Origin of the sequence: Myxococcus sp. CA051A (assembly GCF_013336705.1) — a bacterium.
Classification (GTDB): Bacteria; Myxococcota; Myxococcia; order Myxococcales; family Myxococcaceae; genus Myxococcus; species Myxococcus llanfairpwllgwyngyllgogerychwyrndrobwllllantysiliogogogochensis.
Genome location: NZ_JABUMS010000021.1, coordinates 114,682 through 132,015, shown reverse-complemented (window position 1 = coordinate 132,015; position 17,334 = coordinate 114,682). Strand labels below are relative to the sequence as shown.

General features: G+C 69.8%; 19 protein-coding genes. 8 read left to right on the top strand and 11 right to left on the bottom strand.

Features of this window, described 5'->3' with window-relative positions:
* Nucleotides 1-66: 66 nt before the first annotated feature.
* Both corA and HUA74_RS39245 read left to right on the top strand, forming a co-directional pair.
* The gene (gene corA, locus HUA74_RS39250; protein ID WP_174458669.1) at nt 67-1,008 is read left to right on the top strand and encodes a magnesium/cobalt transporter CorA; all 942 of its coding nucleotides are present in this window, start codon (nt 67-69) and stop codon (nt 1,006-1,008) included.
* An 18-nt stretch (nt 1,009-1,026) separates the two neighbouring features.
* The gene (locus tag HUA74_RS39245) at nt 1,027-1,809 is read left to right on the top strand and encodes an alpha/beta fold hydrolase (RefSeq protein ID WP_174458668.1); all 783 of its coding nucleotides are present in this window, start codon (nt 1,027-1,029) and stop codon (nt 1,807-1,809) included.
* Nucleotides 1,810-1,816: 7 nt separating this feature from the next.
* On the opposite strand, the gene HUA74_RS39240 is transcribed toward HUA74_RS39245, so the two are convergent.
* The 9 genes from HUA74_RS39240 to HUA74_RS39200 all read right to left on the bottom strand — a co-directional run bounded on the left by HUA74_RS39240 (nt 1,817) and on the right by HUA74_RS39200 (nt 9,963).
* The gene (locus HUA74_RS39240; RefSeq protein ID WP_174458667.1) at nt 1,817-2,992 is read right to left on the bottom strand and encodes a hypothetical protein; all 1,176 of its coding nucleotides are present in this window, start codon (nt 2,990-2,992) and stop codon (nt 1,817-1,819) included.
* A complete protein-coding gene (locus HUA74_RS39235; protein WP_254625456.1) occupies nt 2,989-4,491 on the bottom strand; it encodes a hypothetical protein in 1,503 nt (500 codons plus the stop codon). Before HUA74_RS39235 ends, HUA74_RS39240 begins: the two co-directional genes overlap by 4 nt.
* 173 nt (nt 4,492-4,664) lie before the next feature.
* Nucleotides 4,665-5,048 carry a hypothetical protein gene (locus HUA74_RS39230; protein ID WP_174458666.1) on the bottom strand — a complete coding sequence of 128 codons (384 nt, stop codon included), beginning with the start codon at nt 5,046-5,048 and terminating at the stop codon, nt 4,665-4,667.
* Between the two features lie 37 nt (nt 5,049-5,085).
* A complete protein-coding gene (locus HUA74_RS39225) occupies nt 5,086-6,090 on the bottom strand; it encodes a dipeptidase (RefSeq protein ID WP_141643281.1) in 1,005 nt (334 codons plus the stop codon).
* A gap of 84 nt (nt 6,091-6,174) precedes the next feature.
* A complete protein-coding gene (locus tag HUA74_RS39220; RefSeq protein WP_174458665.1) occupies nt 6,175-7,308 on the bottom strand; it encodes a serine/threonine-protein kinase in 1,134 nt (377 codons plus the stop codon).
* Between the two features lie 205 nt (nt 7,309-7,513).
* Nucleotides 7,514-8,107 carry a hypothetical protein gene (locus HUA74_RS39215; RefSeq protein ID WP_141643283.1) on the bottom strand — a complete coding sequence of 198 codons (594 nt, stop codon included), beginning with the start codon at nt 8,105-8,107 and terminating at the stop codon, nt 7,514-7,516.
* Between the two features lie 261 nt (nt 8,108-8,368).
* On the bottom strand, nt 8,369-8,959 hold the full coding sequence (locus HUA74_RS39210; protein ID WP_174458664.1) for a hypothetical protein: 591 nt from the start codon (nt 8,957-8,959) through the stop codon (nt 8,369-8,371).
* Nucleotides 8,960-9,028: 69 nt separating this feature from the next.
* Nucleotides 9,029-9,562, bottom strand: coding sequence for a hypothetical protein (locus HUA74_RS39205; protein WP_174458663.1), 534 nt, complete (start codon nt 9,560-9,562; stop codon nt 9,029-9,031).
* Nucleotides 9,563-9,573: 11 nt separating this feature from the next.
* Entirely contained in the window at nt 9,574-9,963 is a 390-nt protein-coding gene (locus HUA74_RS39200) for a hypothetical protein (protein WP_254625455.1), read from the bottom strand.
* Between the two features lie 120 nt (nt 9,964-10,083).
* On the opposite strand from HUA74_RS39200, the gene thiS reads away from it, so the two are divergent.
* From thiS to HUA74_RS39170, 6 genes are all read left to right on the top strand, one after another.
* Nucleotides 10,084-10,284: a sulfur carrier protein ThiS gene (gene thiS, locus HUA74_RS46165; RefSeq protein ID WP_141643287.1), complete on the top strand. Its 201-nt coding sequence runs from the start codon at nt 10,084-10,086 to the stop codon at nt 10,282-10,284.
* Between the two features lie 7 nt (nt 10,285-10,291).
* Nucleotides 10,292-11,080: a thiazole synthase gene (locus HUA74_RS39190; protein ID WP_371745779.1), complete on the top strand. Its 789-nt coding sequence runs from the start codon at nt 10,292-10,294 to the stop codon at nt 11,078-11,080.
* Between the two features lie 12 nt (nt 11,081-11,092).
* Nucleotides 11,093-11,740 carry a thiamine phosphate synthase gene (locus HUA74_RS39185; protein ID WP_174458660.1) on the top strand — a complete coding sequence of 216 codons (648 nt, stop codon included), beginning with the start codon at nt 11,093-11,095 and terminating at the stop codon, nt 11,738-11,740.
* Entirely contained in the window at nt 11,737-12,765 is a 1,029-nt protein-coding gene (locus tag HUA74_RS39180; protein WP_141643290.1) for a hypothetical protein, read from the top strand. The genes HUA74_RS39185 and HUA74_RS39180 overlap by 4 nt, the downstream gene beginning before the upstream one ends.
* A 24-nt stretch (nt 12,766-12,789) precedes the next feature.
* Nucleotides 12,790-13,686 carry a DUF4129 domain-containing protein gene (locus HUA74_RS39175; RefSeq protein ID WP_174458659.1) on the top strand — a complete coding sequence of 299 codons (897 nt, stop codon included), beginning with the start codon at nt 12,790-12,792 and terminating at the stop codon, nt 13,684-13,686.
* A 61-nt stretch (nt 13,687-13,747) separates the two neighbouring features.
* Nucleotides 13,748-14,932: a DUF4350 domain-containing protein gene (locus HUA74_RS39170; RefSeq protein ID WP_174458658.1), complete on the top strand. Its 1,185-nt coding sequence runs from the start codon at nt 13,748-13,750 to the stop codon at nt 14,930-14,932.
* 72 nt (nt 14,933-15,004) lie between these two features.
* Here the strand turns inward: HUA74_RS39170 and exoP are convergent, their stop codons facing one another.
* Both exoP and HUA74_RS39160 read right to left on the bottom strand, forming a co-directional pair.
* Complete coding sequence (gene exoP / locus HUA74_RS39165) at nt 15,005-16,207, bottom strand: spore coat polysaccharide biosynthesis glycosyltransferase ExoP (RefSeq protein ID WP_174458657.1); 1,203 nt, start codon at nt 16,205-16,207, stop codon at nt 15,005-15,007.
* Between the two features lie 63 nt (nt 16,208-16,270).
* Entirely contained in the window at nt 16,271-17,332 is a 1,062-nt protein-coding gene (locus HUA74_RS39160) for a glycosyltransferase family 4 protein (protein ID WP_174458656.1), read from the bottom strand.
* Between the last annotated feature and the right edge of the window lie 2 nt (nt 17,333-17,334).

Genomic DNA, 17,334 nt, shown 5'->3' with positions numbered 1-17,334 from the left:
CTTCCGCGCGGGGGAGTTCTAGCACTCGGATCGGGGCCGCGCCGCAAGGCCCGGGAGCGCTACGGGATGATTCAGGTCTGTCTGATGAAGGACGGAACCCTCTTCACCGGGGGTGAGGAACTGCTCGCCGAGGAGGGACGGAAGTGGATTGACGTCCTCCACCCCGACGAAGCGGTGATGGCCCGGCTGGCCGAGCGCTTCGGACTCCACAGACTGGCCGTCGAGGACTGCCTCCACCTGGACCAGCGGCCCAAGCTGGAGGAGTACCCGAACCACGTCTTCATCGTCCTCCAGGGGTTCACCACCGGGAAGGACGTGTGCGAGCTGACGCTGCATGAGCACCACTTCTTCCTCGCCAAGGAGTGGATCATCAGCGTGCACGAGCTGCCCTTCTCGGGGCTGGACAACATCCAGCAGCGCGTCCGCTCGGATCCGAACGCGACGCTGGGACGGGGCACGGACTTCATCCTCTACCTGCTGGCGGATGGGCTGGTGGATGCGCAGTTCCCCATCCTCGACACCTTCGGTGACGAGTTGGAGGACCTGGAGGTGTCCATCTTCGAGCGGGCGGAGAAGTCCCAGCTGCAGCGCATCTTCGAGATGAAGCGGATGCTGGTGCAGCTGCGCCGGGTGCTGTCCCCGCAGCGGGACGTGGTGGGGCTGATGGCGCGGCGGGGCATCCCCCACGTCGACGAGCGCTCCACGCTCTACTTCCGCGACGTGTATGACCATCTGGTGCGCCTGTACGAGCAGATTGATGCCGGGCGCGACATCCTGGGCAACGTCATGGACGGCTACCTGTCCATGGTGGCCAACAAGACGAACGACATCACCAAGCAGCTCACCATCTTCGCCACCATCTTCCTGCCGCTGTCGTTCATCGTCGGATTCTTCGGACAGAACTTCGACGTGCTGTCAGGGCGGGGCTTCTACATCAGCATGTGGGTGATGATCATCGGACTGCCCGTGGGCCTCTTCTTCTGGTTCAAGCACAAGCAGTGGCTCTGAGCCCTGTTCGGAGGACGCATGCTGACCGTCACCGTGGATGGACTCTCCCTGCACTACCGCGACGTGGGCCAGGGCCTCCCCGTCCTGCTGCTGCACGCCTTTCCCCTCAACGGGGACGCCTTCGACGCACAGGTGAAGGCCCTGTCCGGGCGCTACCGCTTCATCATCCCGGACATCCGAGGCTTCGGGCAGAGCATGCCGGGTGAAGGCCCCACCGAGATGTCACGCATCGCCAGTGACGCGCTGGGATTGCTGGACGCGCTGAACATCGACCGGGCCGTGGTGGGCGGAGTGTCCATGGGCGGCTACGCGACCATGGCCCTCTTGCGCGAGGACGCGGGCCGGGTGGCCGGGCTCGTGCTGATGGACACGCAGTGCACCGCCGACGACGACGCGGGCAAGGCCCGCCGGGAGGCCTCCGCGAAGGAGGCCCTGGAGAAGGGCGCCGACCCCGTCATCCAGGCCCTGATGCCCAAGCTCATCTCCTCGCCCCCGGATTCGCCGGTGGGGCGCGTGGTGGAGGCGCAGATTCGCACCGCCTCGCGCGAGGGCATCGCCGCCGCCCAGCGGGGCATGGCGCTGCGTCCGGACTCCAAGGACATCCTGGCGCGCTACGCCGGGCCCGCGCTGGTGGTGGTGGGCGAGCATGACGCCATCACCCCGCTGGAGAAGGCGAAGCAGATGGTGGACCTCATCTCCGGGGCGAAGCTGGAGGTCATCCCCGGCGCCGCGCACCTGTCCAACCAGGAGCAGCCGGAGAAGGTCAACGCGGCGCTCGACGCGTTTCTCGGGGCGCTCTGAGCGAGCCTCAGGAGCCCCGCGCCTTCGAGCGCCGGGCTTCCTCCAGGACGTGGTCCTTGAGCAGATAACCGAAGCCCGCGTTGTGGAGCCGGAGGACCAGGTCCTGTCGGGTGGAGCCGAACTCCTCCGCGGCGTCGTCCAGATTCCATCCCGAGGTGGCGAGCCGTTGCAGCAGGTACGCCCGCCGCGTCTGCGCCGCCGAGAGCCGGTAGGTCTTGAGGTACTCCAGCGTTCCGTCGGGGCTCACAATCGCCTCGCCCAGGTGGTTCTCCTCCGAGGGAAGCAGGCTCGTGTGGAAGTGCTGGAGCAGGAACGGCCCGGCCTCGTAGACCTTCCGGGACGTCACCTCCACGCCGAACAGCCCGCCGGCCATGAAGCCATGGAAGGCCGCCCAGTCCGCGCGCATGCGCGCCACCTCCGCGCGCAGGTCCTCCACGCTGGACACCCGCTTCGCGTCCAGGGACAGCCCCAGCTCCGGAGCTTCCATGAGATAGCCGTACTGCAGCAGCAGGTCCCCGTAGAAGTCCTCGAGCAACGTCCGGTGCAGGAGGCGGTAGTCATCCGGGTGCGCGACGATGAACGCGGAGAGCAGCTCATCCGCGTTGAACAGCAGCATGCCCACCTGATTCTCGTGGACCTCGAACGTGCGCAGCGCGCCATCCAGCGCGGTGCTCGCCCACCCGGGCACTACGCCCTCTACTCGCGGACTCAACCCGTGGGACAGGGCCGCTCGCGAGTACTCCGCCCAGGCGATATCCGGCCCGCCGAAGTGCAGGGCCAGGAAGCCCTCCATCGCCAGGTGCAGGGGCAGCATGCGCAACTGGTTGCGGTCTTCCCGGTGCACCATCCGATGCAGCAGCCGCACGGGGACCGGACCCACCTTCACGCGCTTGCCCTCGGGCGACTGCAGGCGCGTGCCGAAGACGGCGTCCGTCTGCCGGTGCGTCCAGCTCACCACCATGCCGTGGGGAATGTAGGAAACGTACTTGAGCCCGCGCCCCGTCAGCGGGCCCTCCAGCGACACCACGGAGACCGCGTCCGAGTAGTCCCTGCGCGCGAAGCGCAGGTCTCCCCTCACCTCGTCCCGCAGCACCGGCACCAGCCGGATGCGTCCGAAGACTTGCGACGGCGCCAGCCTCAGGCCCTTGGGCTCCAGCCGCTGAATGAGTCGCGCGTCGCTCATGCCTCGCCCTCCTCCACGCTCACGGGCGCGCCCGGTGCCACGCCCACCTCCACGCTCGCGTTCCGGCGAGCATCCCGCTCCAGCCAGGACGCCACCCGCGCGGAGAGATAACGCTCCAGCTCCGCCAGCGACGCGGTGCCCTCCGCGAAGCGCGCGAAGCCCAGCACCGTGGGCACGTCCTCCGCGTCCCGCACGCCCACCGTGGCGACGGCTCCACCGAACGAGCGCGGCGAATACTCCTCCGCGTCGAAGACGGGATTGACGTGGACCAGGGCCGTGCGCCGCCCCGGGTCCAACCGCTCCCGGAACACCCGCGTCAGCTCGGCCACGGCCTTGGGCGGGTCATTGTCGTAGCCGTCGGAGACGATGACCACCAGCTCCGCGCCCCAGGCCAGTGCATCCAACAGCGGCGTGGCGAGGTCCGTCTGCCCGCGTGCGGTGACGCGCAACGGCTCCTCCACGGGACAGGTCCAGAAGGCCCGGTACTCGCGCGCGGAGGCGGACAGCAGGTAGTGCGCCGCCAGGGCCACCCCCAGCGGACGCCGACGCTTCTGCAAGGAACCCGACGAGGAGTAGCTGTTGTCCAGCACCGCCGCCACCCGGCCCAGGGAGGCCGGTGCCCGCGCCAGCACCCGCGCGGAGGCGCGCTCCAGCGCCGTGTGCAGCTCGTCCCGGCGCGCCTCGCGGACCGCGTCCGTCATCGACAGGGCATAGAGCGCAAGCTTCGTCAGCGGCGCGCGAGACAGGTCCACCGGCGGCTCCCCGCCCCCTTCGCGCGCGGCGGACTCCTGGAGGCGCAGCCGCTCCGCCTGGGTGAGCCGGGGCTCGATTCGCTGGAGGAACACGTCGCGGGGGACACCGTGCTTCTGGGCCAGGCCCTCCGCCACCGTGTAGGGCAGCTCATAGAGCGCCTCCTGGGCGAAGTGGGCCTTGCGGAACGTCTCCAGCAACGGCTGGGTGTAGACGCGCTTCTTCCATCCATGGAAGAGGAACGGCCCCAGCTCGCCGTCCAACTTCAGGTGGCCATGCACCACCGCCGCGCGCAGCTTGGCGCGGTACTTCACCGCGTCGAACGGCAGGCTGGAGCGCCCCGACAGGTACTCACGGACGATGGCGCGCGTCCTGCGGTTGTTGATGTGCCGCGAGCGCAGGGACTCCAGCACCCGGTAGGCCCGCTGCGACGGCAGGCTCCGCAGGGCGGCGGCGATGAGCGCGCCCTCCTCCCGCCGCTCCGCCGCGTCCGCCGGACTGCCGACGGCGAGCAGGTTGAGGATGATCTGCGCCTGATTGAAGTGGTTGATGCCCGCGGCGAGCGTGCGCCGATAGAGGCGCCGGTAGTTGCCGAGGATGTACTGGTGCAGGAACTCGATGGAGACCGAATGCCCGCGCGCGTCACCGTAGAACTCCCGCTGGCCCGTGCAGGAGAAACACGCGTTGACGAACATCACCAGGTCCTCGCGAGCGACCTGTTCGATGCGGACTTCGGCGGCCAGGGCCATCGCGCGCACTGCCTCCAGATGGGAGAGAGGAGCGCCGCTCGGGGAGAAGTGAAACGACCAGCGTGTCAGGCTCCAAAGGCTTGAATCGGAAGTCGCATCGGAGTCCCGCGAGCGGCGCTCCGAAGCTACCACACGTCCCTCAGTGAAGACTCCTGACGCTCGCCTTCAACGGCTCACGGCTGGCAAGTCACCTCGGAGTTGTCCACCTCACAGGTGGCGCACGTCGCCGTCTCCACCAACACTCCCTGGCGGCACTCCAGCACGGCCTTGCCATCCCGTCGGCACAGCCCCCGGCCCTCGGAGCTGGAGGAGCACGCGTCCCCCGCGACGTTGCCAGAGGTGTCGCACCGCACGGCCTCGTCGGACTCGCGGCAGCCGAGCGGACCCCGGCAGGGAACTTCCCGCCACGTCCCGGTGCGGCATTCCAGCGCCAGGACGTTCTCCTGACAGACGAAGCTGCCCGCCTCGTCACAATCATCTCCCGCGCTGGCGCCACCGCAGCCGGCAAGGAGGAGGGAACCAACGACGGACACTAGGACGAAGAGAGAGCGGTTCATGAGCTTGCGACCAATATTTCGAGCGTACCGCCGCCGGTCAACCACCCAGTGTCGTCTGGAAGAAACGCCGGAAATTTCCTCCCATCACTCGTTCCACCCAGGACTCCGGATGTCGGCGCAGCAGTGCCGTGGTGAGCAGGTGCAAGTCGGTGACGTCCTTCATCCCCCGTGGAAGCGGCACCATTCCGTCGTAATCCGAACCCAGGCCCACGCCTTCCTCGCCCATGACGTCCACCGCGTGTTCGATATGGCGGACCACGTCATCCACCGCGTCGCCTCCCAGATAGACGGGGGCGAAGATGATTCCCACCACGCCCCCCCGGTCCGCGATGAAGCGCAAGGAGGCGTCACTCAGGTTGCGCCACCCTCCCCCCGCCGCCCGCACGCCCGTGTGTGAGCAGAAGAACCGGACCGAAGGGTGGGTGAAGAGGTTCTCCAGCGTGCGCTCCGAGGCGTGAGCCACGTCCACGCTCAGCCCCAGCCGCGCCATCTCCTCCATCACCTCCTGCCCCAGGGAGGTGAGCCCCCGGTTGCCCATCATCGGGAAGGAAGAGCCCCCCAGGTCATTGTTGGACAGGTGGGTGAGCCCCATGAAGCGCACGCCCCGGCGGTGCAGCTCCGCCAGCCGCTCCACCTTGCCTTCAATCGCATGCCCACCCTCCACCCCCAGCACCGCGGACAGCCGCCCCCGGGCGAGGTTGTCCTCCAGAATCGCGGGCGTGGTGGTGATTCGCGCCGCGTCCTCGGAGCGACGGCAGAACTCCTCCATGCGCTCTATCTGCCACAAGGCCCGCGTCCACTCGCTCGCGCGTGCTTCCCGGGGCCAGCCGCGCCACGCGGCGAACACCGGGAAGCCCCCGATGAAGGGAAAGCCCCGGGTGACGATGGTGAAGCACTGGAGCTTCACCCCCGCCTCCCGCAGCCGGGGAAAGTCCACGTGCCCCTCGTCCGAGCGCGTGCACAAGTCCCGGTTCCACATGAGGGAGTCCGCGTGTCCGTCCGCGATGCACCAGCGCTGGTGGAGTTCGTTCACGTCGCCCATAGGCGCATCAGTCTGCCTGTCCGCGCGCGCCAGACAAGCACCCATCCCACCGCGTGCATCCCCTGAACACCGCGCCCGCCCCGCTCACGTCCCGGCCATGGAGGCGCCGCCGCGCCCCGACGCCGTGGGCAGCGCCTCATCCGAGGACAACACATCCGCCGTGCGCCTCCGGGAACGGGCATCCTGACGGACCTGGGTCGCCTCGCGCGCGGCCTCCGAGGGCCCATACGCGTAGCCCCGTCCGCCCAGCACCGCGCGCAGCGAGTCCCGCAGCTCCAGTGCCGTCTGGAAGCGCTCCTCCGGCTCGCGGCGCAAGAGCCGCGCGAGGATGGCTCGCAGCGGCGAGGACAGGGTGCGCGTGGCGTGTTCGACGTGCTCCGGCGCGAAGCACGCCATGCGGGCCGCCATCATGGGCGCGGAAAGCCAGCTGGGGTTCTCCGCCTGGAGCAGCTCCGCGTCCGGAAGCGGGCCGGACGCAAGCGCCGCGCGCTCCACGGCCTCCAGGTCCAGCAGGTGCAACCCGGTGAGCAGTTCCAGCAGCACCACGCCCAGGGAGAACAGGTCGGAGCGCCCGTCCAGCGGCCGGCGCAGCAGTGCCTCCGGCGACGCATAGGCCAGGTCTCCCCGGACGAGGTGGGCCTCGGTGGCCACGCGCCCCGGCAGCCGGGCCCACGCCAGGGCGAAGTCCGCCAGCTTCACGTGGCCCCGCACGTCCAGGCGCAGCGTCCGGGGACTGACGTCGCGGTGGACGAGCCCCAGCGGCCGGCCGCGATCATCCTCCAGCGTGTGCGCGTGGTGGAGCGCGTCCGCGATCTCCGCGCCCACGTAGGCGGCGAAGGCTTCCGAGAGCGGCCGGCGCCGCAGCGCCGCGAAGCTGACCAGTGTCTCCAGGCTGTGCCCCTCCACGTACTCCATGACGAGGTGGGGCAGCCCGTCATGCACCCGCACCAGGAACACCTGGGCGATGGCCGGATGGGACAAGCGCATCAGCAGTTTGACCTCCTCGCGAAGCCGCGCGCGCCCCAGCTCGTCTCCCGCGTCCTGCAAGCGTTTGATGAGCACCAGGTCTCCCGGCGTGTCCAGGTAGTGCCTGCGCGCGATGAGCAGCTCTCCCGAGCCGCGCGCGCCCAGGTACCGGATGAGTTCGTAGGCCGTGGCCCCGGCGGTGAAGAGGATGAAGGGTCTGGCAGGGGGTTGTGCAGGGTGGTGGGTGCCCATTTCGAATGACTGCTCCCGGGTATGAAGGTCCTCCCCAGGGTTGGGAAGGCGTGAGGAAACCCCACGCGTCCCTCCTACCACCCAGGTCCGACACACCCTTCCAACCCCTCGGAATGGATTCAGGGAAAAAAGGGAACGGCCCCCACCGGAGTGGGAGCCGTCCCGGGGCCATCCGCGAGGAGGCGGACCGCCCGCTTGTGCTGCGTTACTGGTTCGTCGGCGTCACGGCCTGGGTGACGCTCAGCTCGCGGACCACCATGTCCTTGCCATCCAGCACGTACGAGGCGCGGACCTGGTCACCCTCCTTGATGTCCTTCACCTTCACGGCGCGGTTGTTCTGGAGGATGCGGCTCTGGTCGTTCGTCTTCAGCTTGAGCTGCCGGTTGTTGGTGGTGTCCACCACGGTGAGCGAGTCACCGCTCGTGGAGAGCACGCGGCCCTGGACGCTGGTCGCGGCCATGGTGGCCCCCGCGGCGCCGGAGCCGCCCGTGGCCACGTCCTCATTCAAGTCCCGCTGCGCCTCGGCCAGGTCACCCTGCTCGTCGCGGACGTCGTTCTGCGCGCTGGCGATGTCCTGGTTCGCCTCGCGCTGCGTCTCCGCGATGTCTTCCTGCGCGTTGCGCTGCGTGTCCGCGATGTCCTTCTGTTCGTCCTGACGGATCTCCGCCGTCTCCTGGCGAGCCTCCGTCTGCGCCTCCGCGACGTCCTGGCGCTGTTCAGCGACGTTGTCCCGCTTGCTGCAACCGGAAACCATCGCCAGAGCCGCAATCGCACCGACCGCCATCATGAGCTTGCGCATATCGTCCTGCCCCTTTCGGTAGGCTGTCGGGAGAGCATGTCTCCCGGTGTTGGGCAGAAAGTGAGCGCTCCTCTCGCACTTGCACAGGGGTTGCGCGTCGCGTTTGGAAGACACAGGGGCGTCGATCCGCGCACGGAGGCCCCGGTCGCCCGGCCGCTCTCCGTGGGAACAATCCCTGTCACGACCGCGCGCGAGGAACGAAGGTGCCCAGGCAGGCACACTTCATTCCCTCACACGCGAGAATGCGCGGGCTCACACCGCTCACGGCCCCGCGTCGACTCCGCCATCCGCGCGGCCACCGTCGGCGGCTCCGCCATCCGGCTCACCCGTGCCCGCGTCGCAGAAGGGCGCTCCACCCTCCACCCACCGGGCGACGATGGCCCGCTGCTCGGCGGTGGGCAGCGTGACGGTGGTGGGCGAAGGCGGCATGTCCTGGAACACGGACGTGCGGGCGCGAATTCGCGCGGCCTTCGCGAAAGCCCCCGGAAGTCCTCCGCCGTCCGCGCCACCGCCATCCGGAGGCTCGTAGTAGTCCAGCCGGAACGAGGTCTGGTTGCTTCCGCTGGTGTCCGCGCCGTGGCACGTGCTCACGCAGCTGGCGGCGAGGATGGGCTGCACGTCGTCGCAGTACGTGGGCACCGGCCCCGCGTCGATCTCCCCCGCGTCGGGAATACCAGGCAGGCCGAGCACTTCACACGTGCGGCCCTGTCCCTGTCGCACCGCGACGCAGACGTGCGTGTCGGGACAGTCGCTGGCCGTCTCGCACGTCTTGCCGGTGAAGTCCGCCACGTCGATGGTGCAGGCCACGGTGAACGCGACCATGACGGCCACGCTCGCGAGGAGTTTCTTCATGATGGGGCTCGTCATGGAACCTGAAACCTGAAACCTGGAACCTGAAAGCGAGGAGGTACGGCGGGGACTTCAGGGCCCGGCGTCGTTGGTGCCCGTGCTGTCGCAGAGAGGCGCGCCCCCCGCGACCCAGCGCGCAATCAGCGCGCGCTCTTCCGTGGTGGGTTGCGGGCTGCCCGTGGGAGGCATGTCCTTCAGGTCCGACGCGCGCACCCGGATGCGCAGCGCCTTGGCCCTCGCACCGGGCACGCCGTTGCCAGTCGGCTCGTAGTAGTCCAGCCGGAACGACGTCTGACTGCTTCCGCTGGTGTCCGCGCCATGGCAGGTGCTGACGCAGGTGGCGGCGAGGATGGGCTCGACGTCCTCGCAGTACGTGGGCACCGGCCCCGCGTCCGCGCCACCGTCGGCCTCCGTGTAATGCGGCGGGTAGATGACCTCGCACGTGCGCTGGCCGTCGGCGCCCAGGGCCGTACAGGCATAGGCCGTGGGGCACTCGGAGTTGTCCGTGCAGGCCTTGCCGGCGAGGTCGTCGACGTTGAGAGAGCAGGCCACGACGGCGAGCACGGCGCCGCAGGCCAGGAGGGGGACAGGAGAGCGGAGGGCCACGGGGGGCTCGTTCAGAAGTGGTAGGTGAGGCTCGCCGTGTCGGCGGCCTCGTCGGGCAGCAGCTCCAGCACCAGACCGTACAGCACCGCGGCGCCCGCGGCGGCGTACATCACGTTCGCCGCGGTGGAGGCCGAGCGGGCCCGGTCCATCGTCTCCCGTGCATCCCGGGCCGACGTGAGCCCCTGCGCGCGCTTCGCCTCGCCCTGCGCGAAGAAGCCCAGCCCCAATCCCCCCAGCGCGAGCACGCCTCCGGCGACGAAGGCATACCGGTGGCCGTGGAGCACCGGCGTGGGCGCGCGCACCGGGGCGTCCAGCGTGGCAACGGGCTCGTCCGCGAGCGCGGTGAGGGGCAGCCCGAGCGCGACGACGAGCGCGATGGAGAGAAGCCTGCTGGGAGCCATGAGCATGACGTCGAGTATACCGGTGACGGTGGCGAACGTACTGCCGGAGTGTGCGTTGACAGCACGGTATGCCCCCCTGTAGTGCGTCCCCGGGTCCCCATCGCAAGGAGCCGTGACGCCGTGCAGGTCTGGGTCAACGGAGAAACACGCGAGGTGCCGGAGGCCACCACCCTCTCGGCGCTGCTGGAATCGCTGCGAGTCGGCGGTCCGGGTGTGGCCGTGGAGGTGAACGCCGAGGTGGTGCGCCGCGCCCGCCACCCCGAGCACCACCTCCAGCCCGGGGACCGCGTGGAGATCGTCACCTTTGTCGGCGGCGGGTAGCGAGGAGATGGCCATGAGCATCCAGGACAAGCCCTTCACCATCGCGGGAGTGACGTTCGCCTCCCGCCTCATCCTCGGAACGGGGAAGTACCCCAGCCACGACGTGATGAAGCGTTGCCACGAGTCCTCCGGCACGGAGATGGTCACCGTCGCCGTGCGCCGGCTGGACCTGAAGGCCACGGGCGAGGCCTCGCTCATGCGGTGGATCGACCGCGAGCGGCTGCGCCTCCTGCCCAACACGGCCCTCTGCTACACGGCCGAGGACGCGGTGCGAACCTGCCGGCTCGCCGAGGAGCTGGGCATGAGCAAGTGGGTCAAGCTGGAGGTCCTCGGCGACGAGAAGACGCTCTACCCGGACGTCGAGGAGACGGTGAAGGCGGCCCGCATCCTGGTGAAGGAGGGCTTCACCGTGCTGCCCTACACCAGCGACGACCCCATCACCGCGCGCAAGCTGGAGGACGCGGGCTGCGCGGCGGTGATGCCGCTGGGCGCCCCCATCGGCAGCGGACTGGGCATCCGCAACCCGCACAACCTGCGCCTCATCCTGGAGACGGTGAAGGTGCCCGTCATCGTCGACGCTGGCGTCGGCACCGCGTCCGACGCGGCCATCGCCATGGAGCTGGGCGTGGACGCCGTGCTGATGAACACCGCCATCGCCGGCGCCCAGGACCCGGTGCGCATGGCCGTCGCCATGAAGAAGGCCGTGGAAGCGGGTCGGGACGCGTACCTCGCCGGCCGCATCCCCCGGAAGGCCTACGGCTCCGCGTCCAGCCCGCTCGACGGAATCGTCCAGTAGGCGCGCCCACCCATGACGCTCCCGGTGGCGCCCTCCCTCCCCCGGCTCGTCGTCATCACCGACTGGCGTCTGCCGCGTGAGCGGCTCCTGGGCGCGCTGAGCCGCGCGCTCGAGGCGGGCCCTGACGTCGCGGTCCAGCACCGCCATCCCGAGTCCTCCGGTCGCCGCTTCCTCGAGGACGCCCGGGTCCTCGCCGCGCTCTGCCGGACACGAGGCAATCCCCTGTTCGTCAATGGCCGGCTGGACGTGGCCCTGCTCGTGGGCGCGCACCTGCATCTGCCCTCGGACGGCCCCACACCCGGGGACGTCCGCCCTCACCTGCCCCCAGGCCGGCTCATCAGCCTGGCCGTCCATGACGAGCGCGAGGCTCGCGCGGCGCGCGGCGCGGACCTGGCCCTGGTGAGCCCCGTGTTCTCCCCCGGCTCCAAGCCCGGGGACACCCGGACGACGCTCGGCCCCGAGGGCTTCCTCGCGCTCACGGCGGGCCTTCCCTGTCCCGCGTTGGCGCTCGGAGGAATCACCGCGGAGAGGGCGAGCAGGCTCACCGGCGCGGCGGGCTTCGCCGTCATCTCCTCCGTGCTGGAAGCCGAGGACCCGGCCCAGGCGGCGCGAGCACTGCTGGCCGCGTGCGCGCCCCGGGCTATGCTGCGCGTCCCGTGACTTCGCCTTCCTCCGTCTCCGAGCTGCGCCCCCTGGCCCTGGGGGAGTTGATTGACCGTGCCGTGACCTTCTGGCGCGGCCACCTCAAGCCCCTCTTCGTGTTGAACCTCGGCTACTCGCTGGTCGGCTTCATCGCGACCAAGGCCACGCTCCAGCTGACGCGCTGGCTGACGCCCATGCTCTATGTGACGGACAAGGACGCCGTCACCAAGGAGGCGCCCTTCGAGATGCTGGGGCAGGCGAGTCTGTCGCTGGTGCTCTGGTCTGGCCTGTTCATGTTCCTCATCTGGAGCTACTGGCTGACCACGGTGGCGACCGCCCGCTACGTGCTGTCCGCGCAGTTGGGCACGCCCGTGAGCCCCGCGGACGGCCTTCGCCGGGGCCTGTCCAAGGTGGGCGCGGTGACGGGCGCCTTCCTGTTGTCGGTGGGGTGGTCGACCCTGGTGACGCTGGTCGCGAGCATCCCCGGAACCGTGCTGATGGTGGCCGGTGGTATCGCCACGGCGATGGACTCCCAGGTGCTGGGCATCGTGCTGCTGGTGGCGGGCGGACTGCTGCTGGCCCTGGGCATGCTCGGCGCAATCCTCTGGTACTTCCTGCGCTTCCTGCTGCTGCCTCCCGTGCTCGCCATGGAAGACCTGGGGGCCTGGGGCGCCTTCACGCGCTCGGGAGCGATGCTGTCCGGACGCGTGGAGCCGGGCTTCCTGGGACGGGTGATGGTGCGCGGGATGATTCTCTTCACCGTGGTGAGCCTCATCCTCTTCTCGGTGCACCTGCTCTTCGGCATCCCCGCGTGGCTGGTGATGCTGCCCTATGGGAACCCCTTCTCGGCGGAGACCATGGCGCGCACGCCGCAGCTCCTCCTGGTGCCGGTGGAGATCCTCCAGGTGGCGGCGCAGTCCTTCTTCTCCCCCGTCAACTTCGTCGTCTGCTCGTTCTTCTACCTGGACCTGCGCGTGCGCCGGGAAGCCCTGGACCTGGAGCAGCGACTGGGCACCGAGCCGTCACCGCCCCTCGCCGCCTGACGCCACCCGCCCGCGAGTTCCTTCGTGCCAAGCCTGCCCCTCCTGCTGCTGCTGGCCTCGCTGCCGTGTGACGACCGCGAGGCCACCGCGCGCGCCCTCGAAGAGACCGCCAGGTCCCGCCCCGCGGAGGTCTCCTCGGCCGTGGAGGAGCTGGGACGGCGCATGGGTGGCATGCCCCTGCCCCCCGCGGACGAGGACGCCACCGCGCCCGAGCGGGCCCGACAGGTGGCGGACTTCCTGGAGCAGGCCTGTGCGCTGGAGAAGCACGCAGCCACGTCGGAGGAGGCCCTCACGGACCTCTCTGGAGAGGAGCGCGAGCGACTCAAGGCCGTGCTCGACCGACCCGAGTTCTCCCGGGCCCGACAGCGCCACGGCGACGTCGTGAAGCAACTGCTGCGCAAGCTGGAGGCGTGGCTGGAGGGCCTGTTCGAATCACGCGAGGCCCAGGGCTTCGCGGTGGCGACGCGCGCGGTGATGCTGGGCTTCGCGATAGCGATGGTGTTGTGGGGCGCACTGAAGTTGCGCTCGCTGCGCCTGCGCCGGAACGTCGTGCGCCCGGGAGCCGCCGAGCCCGGCGCGCCGCTGGTGCTGGACGCGCCACCGGAGCACCTGAAGCGGGCCCGCTCGGCGTTGGCCGAGGACTCGCGCGAGGCGATTCGCGAGGCCTTGCTCGCCATGCTGTCCTCGTTGGAAGAGCGACGGCTGGCCCGTCCGGACCGGGTGAAGACCAATCGCGAACTGGCGGCGGAGCTTCCCGCTCGAGGAGCCCCCGCCTCCATCACCCGGGAGGTCGAACGACTGGTGACCTGGTACGACGCGGCCTTCTACTCGCTGACACCCGTGCCAGAAGCAGAGGCCACGCGGTTCGTCGAGTCGGTGGAGCGATTGCACGGGACGCTGGGCACGGAGGTCGCGGCATGAGCCTCCTCGCGAGTCCTCCCGGTAAAAAGGACCGACCTACCGGGACACGGGAGCGTGCCTCATGAAGAACGCGCGGACCGTGGCGGTCTTCGGCCTGCTCATCGCGCTCGCGCTGGCGATGGGCCTCTCCACGAGCCGGGAGGCCCCCGACTCACCCATTGCTTCCGTGGAGAACCCGGGCCCTCAAGGCGCACGCGCGCTCTACCTGTTCCTGCGCGAGGAGGGACGCGCCGTGAGCACCCAGCTCACCTCGCTGGAGTCGCTCGCCGCCGGGACTCGCACCCTGGTGCTGGCGGCGCCCACGGGCCGCCCCGTGTCCGAGGAGGAAGTGCGCGCCGTGGAGCGCTTCGTCCAGGAAGGCGGCACGCTGGTGTACCTGTCGACGCGCGAGCTCGGCATGCACCAGGCCGCGCTGGAGACGTGGCTGCGGCTCGACGAGGGGCCGCTCCTGCCCGCGAGTGAGCGCGGCCTGTCCACGGACCTCGCGGATGCGGGCGGCACCACGGTGGACGTGTGGCTGGGCGCGGGCCCGTTCCGGGGGCTGACGGCCCTTCGCATGTCACAGGACCGGGGGCTGCGCATGGACCACCCGGACGCGGTGCCCCTCGCCGGACTCGGTGGCGCGGTGGCCGTGTGGCGACGCGCGCTCGGCAAGGGTGAGGTCTACGTCCTCGCTGGCGCGGACGTGCTGGAGAATCGTCGCCTGGAGCTGCTGGACAACGCGCGCCTGTGGAATGCGCTCGCCGCGCGCGGTCCGCTCGTCATCGACGAGTACCACCACCAGCTCGCGCCCCCTCCGCCCCTGTCGCGTGGCATCTGGGTCTTCGTCGCGCAGGTGCTGGCCGTGGGAGGTGTGTACGTTCTTTCCCGTGGCACGCGCTTTGGCGCCCCCAGGCCCGTGCTCGTGGAGAAACACCGCTCCGCCCTGGAGTACGTGCGCAGCATGGGCTGGCTCATGCGCCGCTCGAAGGTGGAGAAGGACCTGCTTCCAGAACTCGACAAGGCGCTCCGCCAGCGGTTGCAGGAACGCCTGGGCATCTCCCCTGCCCTGGAGGACGCGGAAGCCGCGCGACTGCTCGAGGAGAATGGTGGCATCCCCGCCTCGCACTACCTGGAGGCGAAGGCGGAGCTCACCCGTCTGCTCTCGGAGCCCACCATCCGGCCCTCGGACTACGCGCGCGTGGCCCGTCTCTATGCGCACCTGGAGCGCACCGTGACGGGACGACAGTCCCTCATCCGCGCGTGAGCCACCTCACACACGCGCGGCGGTGACGGACCCGAAGAGCCCCTCACCGCCGCATGGACGTGGTGCCGCGATTCAGAGTGTCTTGCCGGCCGCCACCATCGCGGAGCCCACGTGGTGGCGAATCTCCTCCACGCGCGCATCCCAGCTCTCGTTGAAGATCTTCTCGGCGCGCTCGCGATTGGGCCCGGGGCCTTCCGCGAGGCACTCGCCCACCTTCTTCACGAAGTCCTCCGTCGAGGTGGCGATCTTGCACAACCCCACCTTGCGGACCTCCGGCAGGTCCGTGGACACCACCGGCAGGCCGGAGGCCAGGTACTCGCGCACCTTGAGCGGGTTGGCGTTCAGCGTGAGCTCGCTGATCTTGAACGGCATCAGCGCCACGTCGAAGGCCCGGCTGTAGCCCGGCAGGTCCGCGTACGACTTGCGGCCGAGCATGTGGATGTTGGGCTCGGCCCGCAGCTTCGAGTCGTCGCAGTCCGGCGTCGTCTTGCCGATGATGACCACCGAGCCCTTCGGGTGCGCCCGCGCCGTCGCGATGATGGCTTCCTGGTCCACCCAGTCCGCCACCAGCCCGAAGAAGCCGATGATGGGCTTGGGCAGGCGCGCGATGTCCTCGGGGATGCGCGTGGTGGCGTCGCACGCCTTCACGAAGTGACGGAAGTCCGTGCCGTGCCGCACCAGCACCGTGCGCGGGTTGACGCGGGACTTGTTGTCCCGGAGCCGCTCCGCGGAGGTGATGCAGATATCCGCGCGGCGCAGCAGCCGGTCCTCGAGCTCCGCGATGTGACGGCCGTTGGTGTCGCTGAAGGCGGAGAACTCGTCCACACAGTGGTAGACGACGAACTCCTCGCCCAGCGTGCCCGACACGGGCGCGGACGCGGGCAGGAAGCTCCAGGAGATGGGCCGCTGGAAGCCCAGCTGCTTCATCGCCCGGCGCACCTGCAGCCGCAGCAGCTCGCGATTGGCACCCCGCACCAGCTCATTGCCGTAGAACGGAATCGCCAGCGGCGACAGGACGTGGAGGTTGGGCTCCACCTCACGCAGGCCCTGCGTGAAGCGCTCCAGCTTGCCGAAGATGCGCTTCACGTCGTGCGCGTTCGCCCTCGGCGCGCGGTTGCCAATGCTGTTCACCCAGAGGATGCGGTTGTCCCGAGAAAGGATCCGCATGATGTGGACCTTCGACAGCGGGTCCCCATCCCAGTCGTTGGAGAACACCACCAGATCGCGCCCCCGGAGGGCCCGGCGCGACATATCCAAGTCATCACTGCGCCGCATCTCTCTTCTCTCCTGTGTCGAACATCCTCGCGGTCTCCCCGCGAGTGGAAAATGGAATGACGCTCACCACGTCACGGGCACCGGTCTGACCGGCGCGGGCCGGGGTGACAACGCCTCATACATGTCGAGCAACACCGGCCCCACGTCGGGAGAGGCCACGCGCAGGGGGCCCGCCGCCACCGCCTCGCGGACAGTCGCGGCGAGCGACGTCGCGTCCCCCGCGCGGAACAGCCGCGTCCCTTCGGGCCGCTCACACACGTCGCTGGCCACGCAGGGCACGCCCAGCGCCAGCGCCTCTCGCACGGAGATGGAGTCACCGTCATGCGTGGTGGGTCGCAGGAAGACGTCGCTCCGGGCGATGAGCCCCAGCGCCGCCGGATGCTCCAGCTCCCCCAACGGCTCCAGCGGCCCCGCCACGCCCAGCTCGCGCGCGTCGCGGAGGAAGTCCTCGGAGTCGGTGCCAGGACCGAACAACGCCAGGCCCACGCCTCGATGAGACTCCGTCAGCAGCCGCAAGGCGCGAAACGCGAGCTTGCGCCCGTAGACCGGCGACGGATGGTGCGCCATCACCAGCAACGGGCGGCGACGCGCACGCGCGGCCTCGACTCGAACGGGCACGGCCCCCGCCTGAACCTGCGAGGCACAGAAGGCCGGGTGGACGAGGAGCTTCTCTTCCGGAATGCCACACGACACGAGCGCGTCGCGCACCGCCGCGGACACCGCGATGATGCGTGAGTAGCCCGCGAGCGCCACCCGCGCGAAGGCCCGCCGAGAGGGCGCCGCCGCGAGGTAGTCGGGCAACAGCCCCGAGTGCAGGGTGATGAAGCGGGGGGCGCGTGCCCCCGGCGGACTGCCCACCGCCGCCGCGAGCAGCCAGGCCTTGGGGTTGTTCCCGCTGGTGTGGACATGAACCGTCCACCCCGAGGCGAGAAACCCGGTCAGCCTGAGGGCGAAGTGCGCGGGGCCTCGCATCGGGAGTACGTCCGGAACCGGCCGGCCGCCCTTCCCGATGTCCAGCACCTTCGCTTCGACCTCACGGCTGCGCAGGAAGCGGTGAAGTTGTTGAACGTGAATCGCCACGCCGCCGAAAGGCGGAGGATGGTCGCCAACCAGGAGCACACGCATGA

Excerpts from the sequence above, each read along its gene's own strand:
- HUA74_RS39170 (WP_174458658.1), top strand. The coding sequence starts at position 13,748 with ATGAAGAACGCGCGGACCGTGGCGGTCTTCGGCCTGCTCATCGCGCTC.
- HUA74_RS39160 (WP_174458656.1), bottom strand. The coding sequence starts at position 17,332 with ATGCGTGTGCTCCTGGTTGGCGACCATCCTCCGCCTTTCGGCGGCGTG.
- exoP (WP_174458657.1), bottom strand. The coding sequence starts at position 16,207 with ATGCGGCGCAGTGATGACTTGGATATGTCGCGCCGGGCCCTCCGGGGG.
- HUA74_RS39230 (WP_174458666.1), bottom strand. The coding sequence starts at position 5,048 with ATGAACCGCTCTCTCTTCGTCCTAGTGTCCGTCGTTGGTTCCCTCCTC.
- HUA74_RS39240 (WP_174458667.1), bottom strand. The coding sequence starts at position 2,992 with ATGAGCGACGCGCGACTCATTCAGCGGCTGGAGCCCAAGGGCCTGAGG.
- HUA74_RS39215 (WP_141643283.1), bottom strand. The coding sequence starts at position 8,107 with ATGCGCAAGCTCATGATGGCGGTCGGTGCGATTGCGGCTCTGGCGATG.
- HUA74_RS39220 (WP_174458665.1), bottom strand. The coding sequence starts at position 7,308 with ATGGGCACCCACCACCCTGCACAACCCCCTGCCAGACCCTTCATCCTC.
- HUA74_RS39200 (WP_254625455.1), bottom strand. The coding sequence starts at position 9,963 with ATGGCTCCCAGCAGGCTTCTCTCCATCGCGCTCGTCGTCGCGCTCGGG.
- HUA74_RS39185 (WP_174458660.1), top strand. The coding sequence starts at position 11,093 with ATGACGCTCCCGGTGGCGCCCTCCCTCCCCCGGCTCGTCGTCATCACC.
- HUA74_RS39210 (WP_174458664.1), bottom strand. The coding sequence starts at position 8,959 with ATGAAGAAACTCCTCGCGAGCGTGGCCGTCATGGTCGCGTTCACCGTG.
- HUA74_RS39190 (WP_371745779.1), top strand. The coding sequence starts at position 10,292 with ATGGCCATGAGCATCCAGGACAAGCCCTTCACCATCGCGGGAGTGACG.
- corA (WP_174458669.1), top strand. The coding sequence starts at position 67 with ATGATTCAGGTCTGTCTGATGAAGGACGGAACCCTCTTCACCGGGGGT.
- HUA74_RS39225 (WP_141643281.1), bottom strand. The coding sequence starts at position 6,090 with ATGGGCGACGTGAACGAACTCCACCAGCGCTGGTGCATCGCGGACGGA.
- HUA74_RS39235 (WP_254625456.1), bottom strand. The coding sequence starts at position 4,491 with ATGGCCCTGGCCGCCGAAGTCCGCATCGAACAGGTCGCTCGCGAGGAC.
- HUA74_RS39245 (WP_174458668.1), top strand. The coding sequence starts at position 1,027 with ATGCTGACCGTCACCGTGGATGGACTCTCCCTGCACTACCGCGACGTG.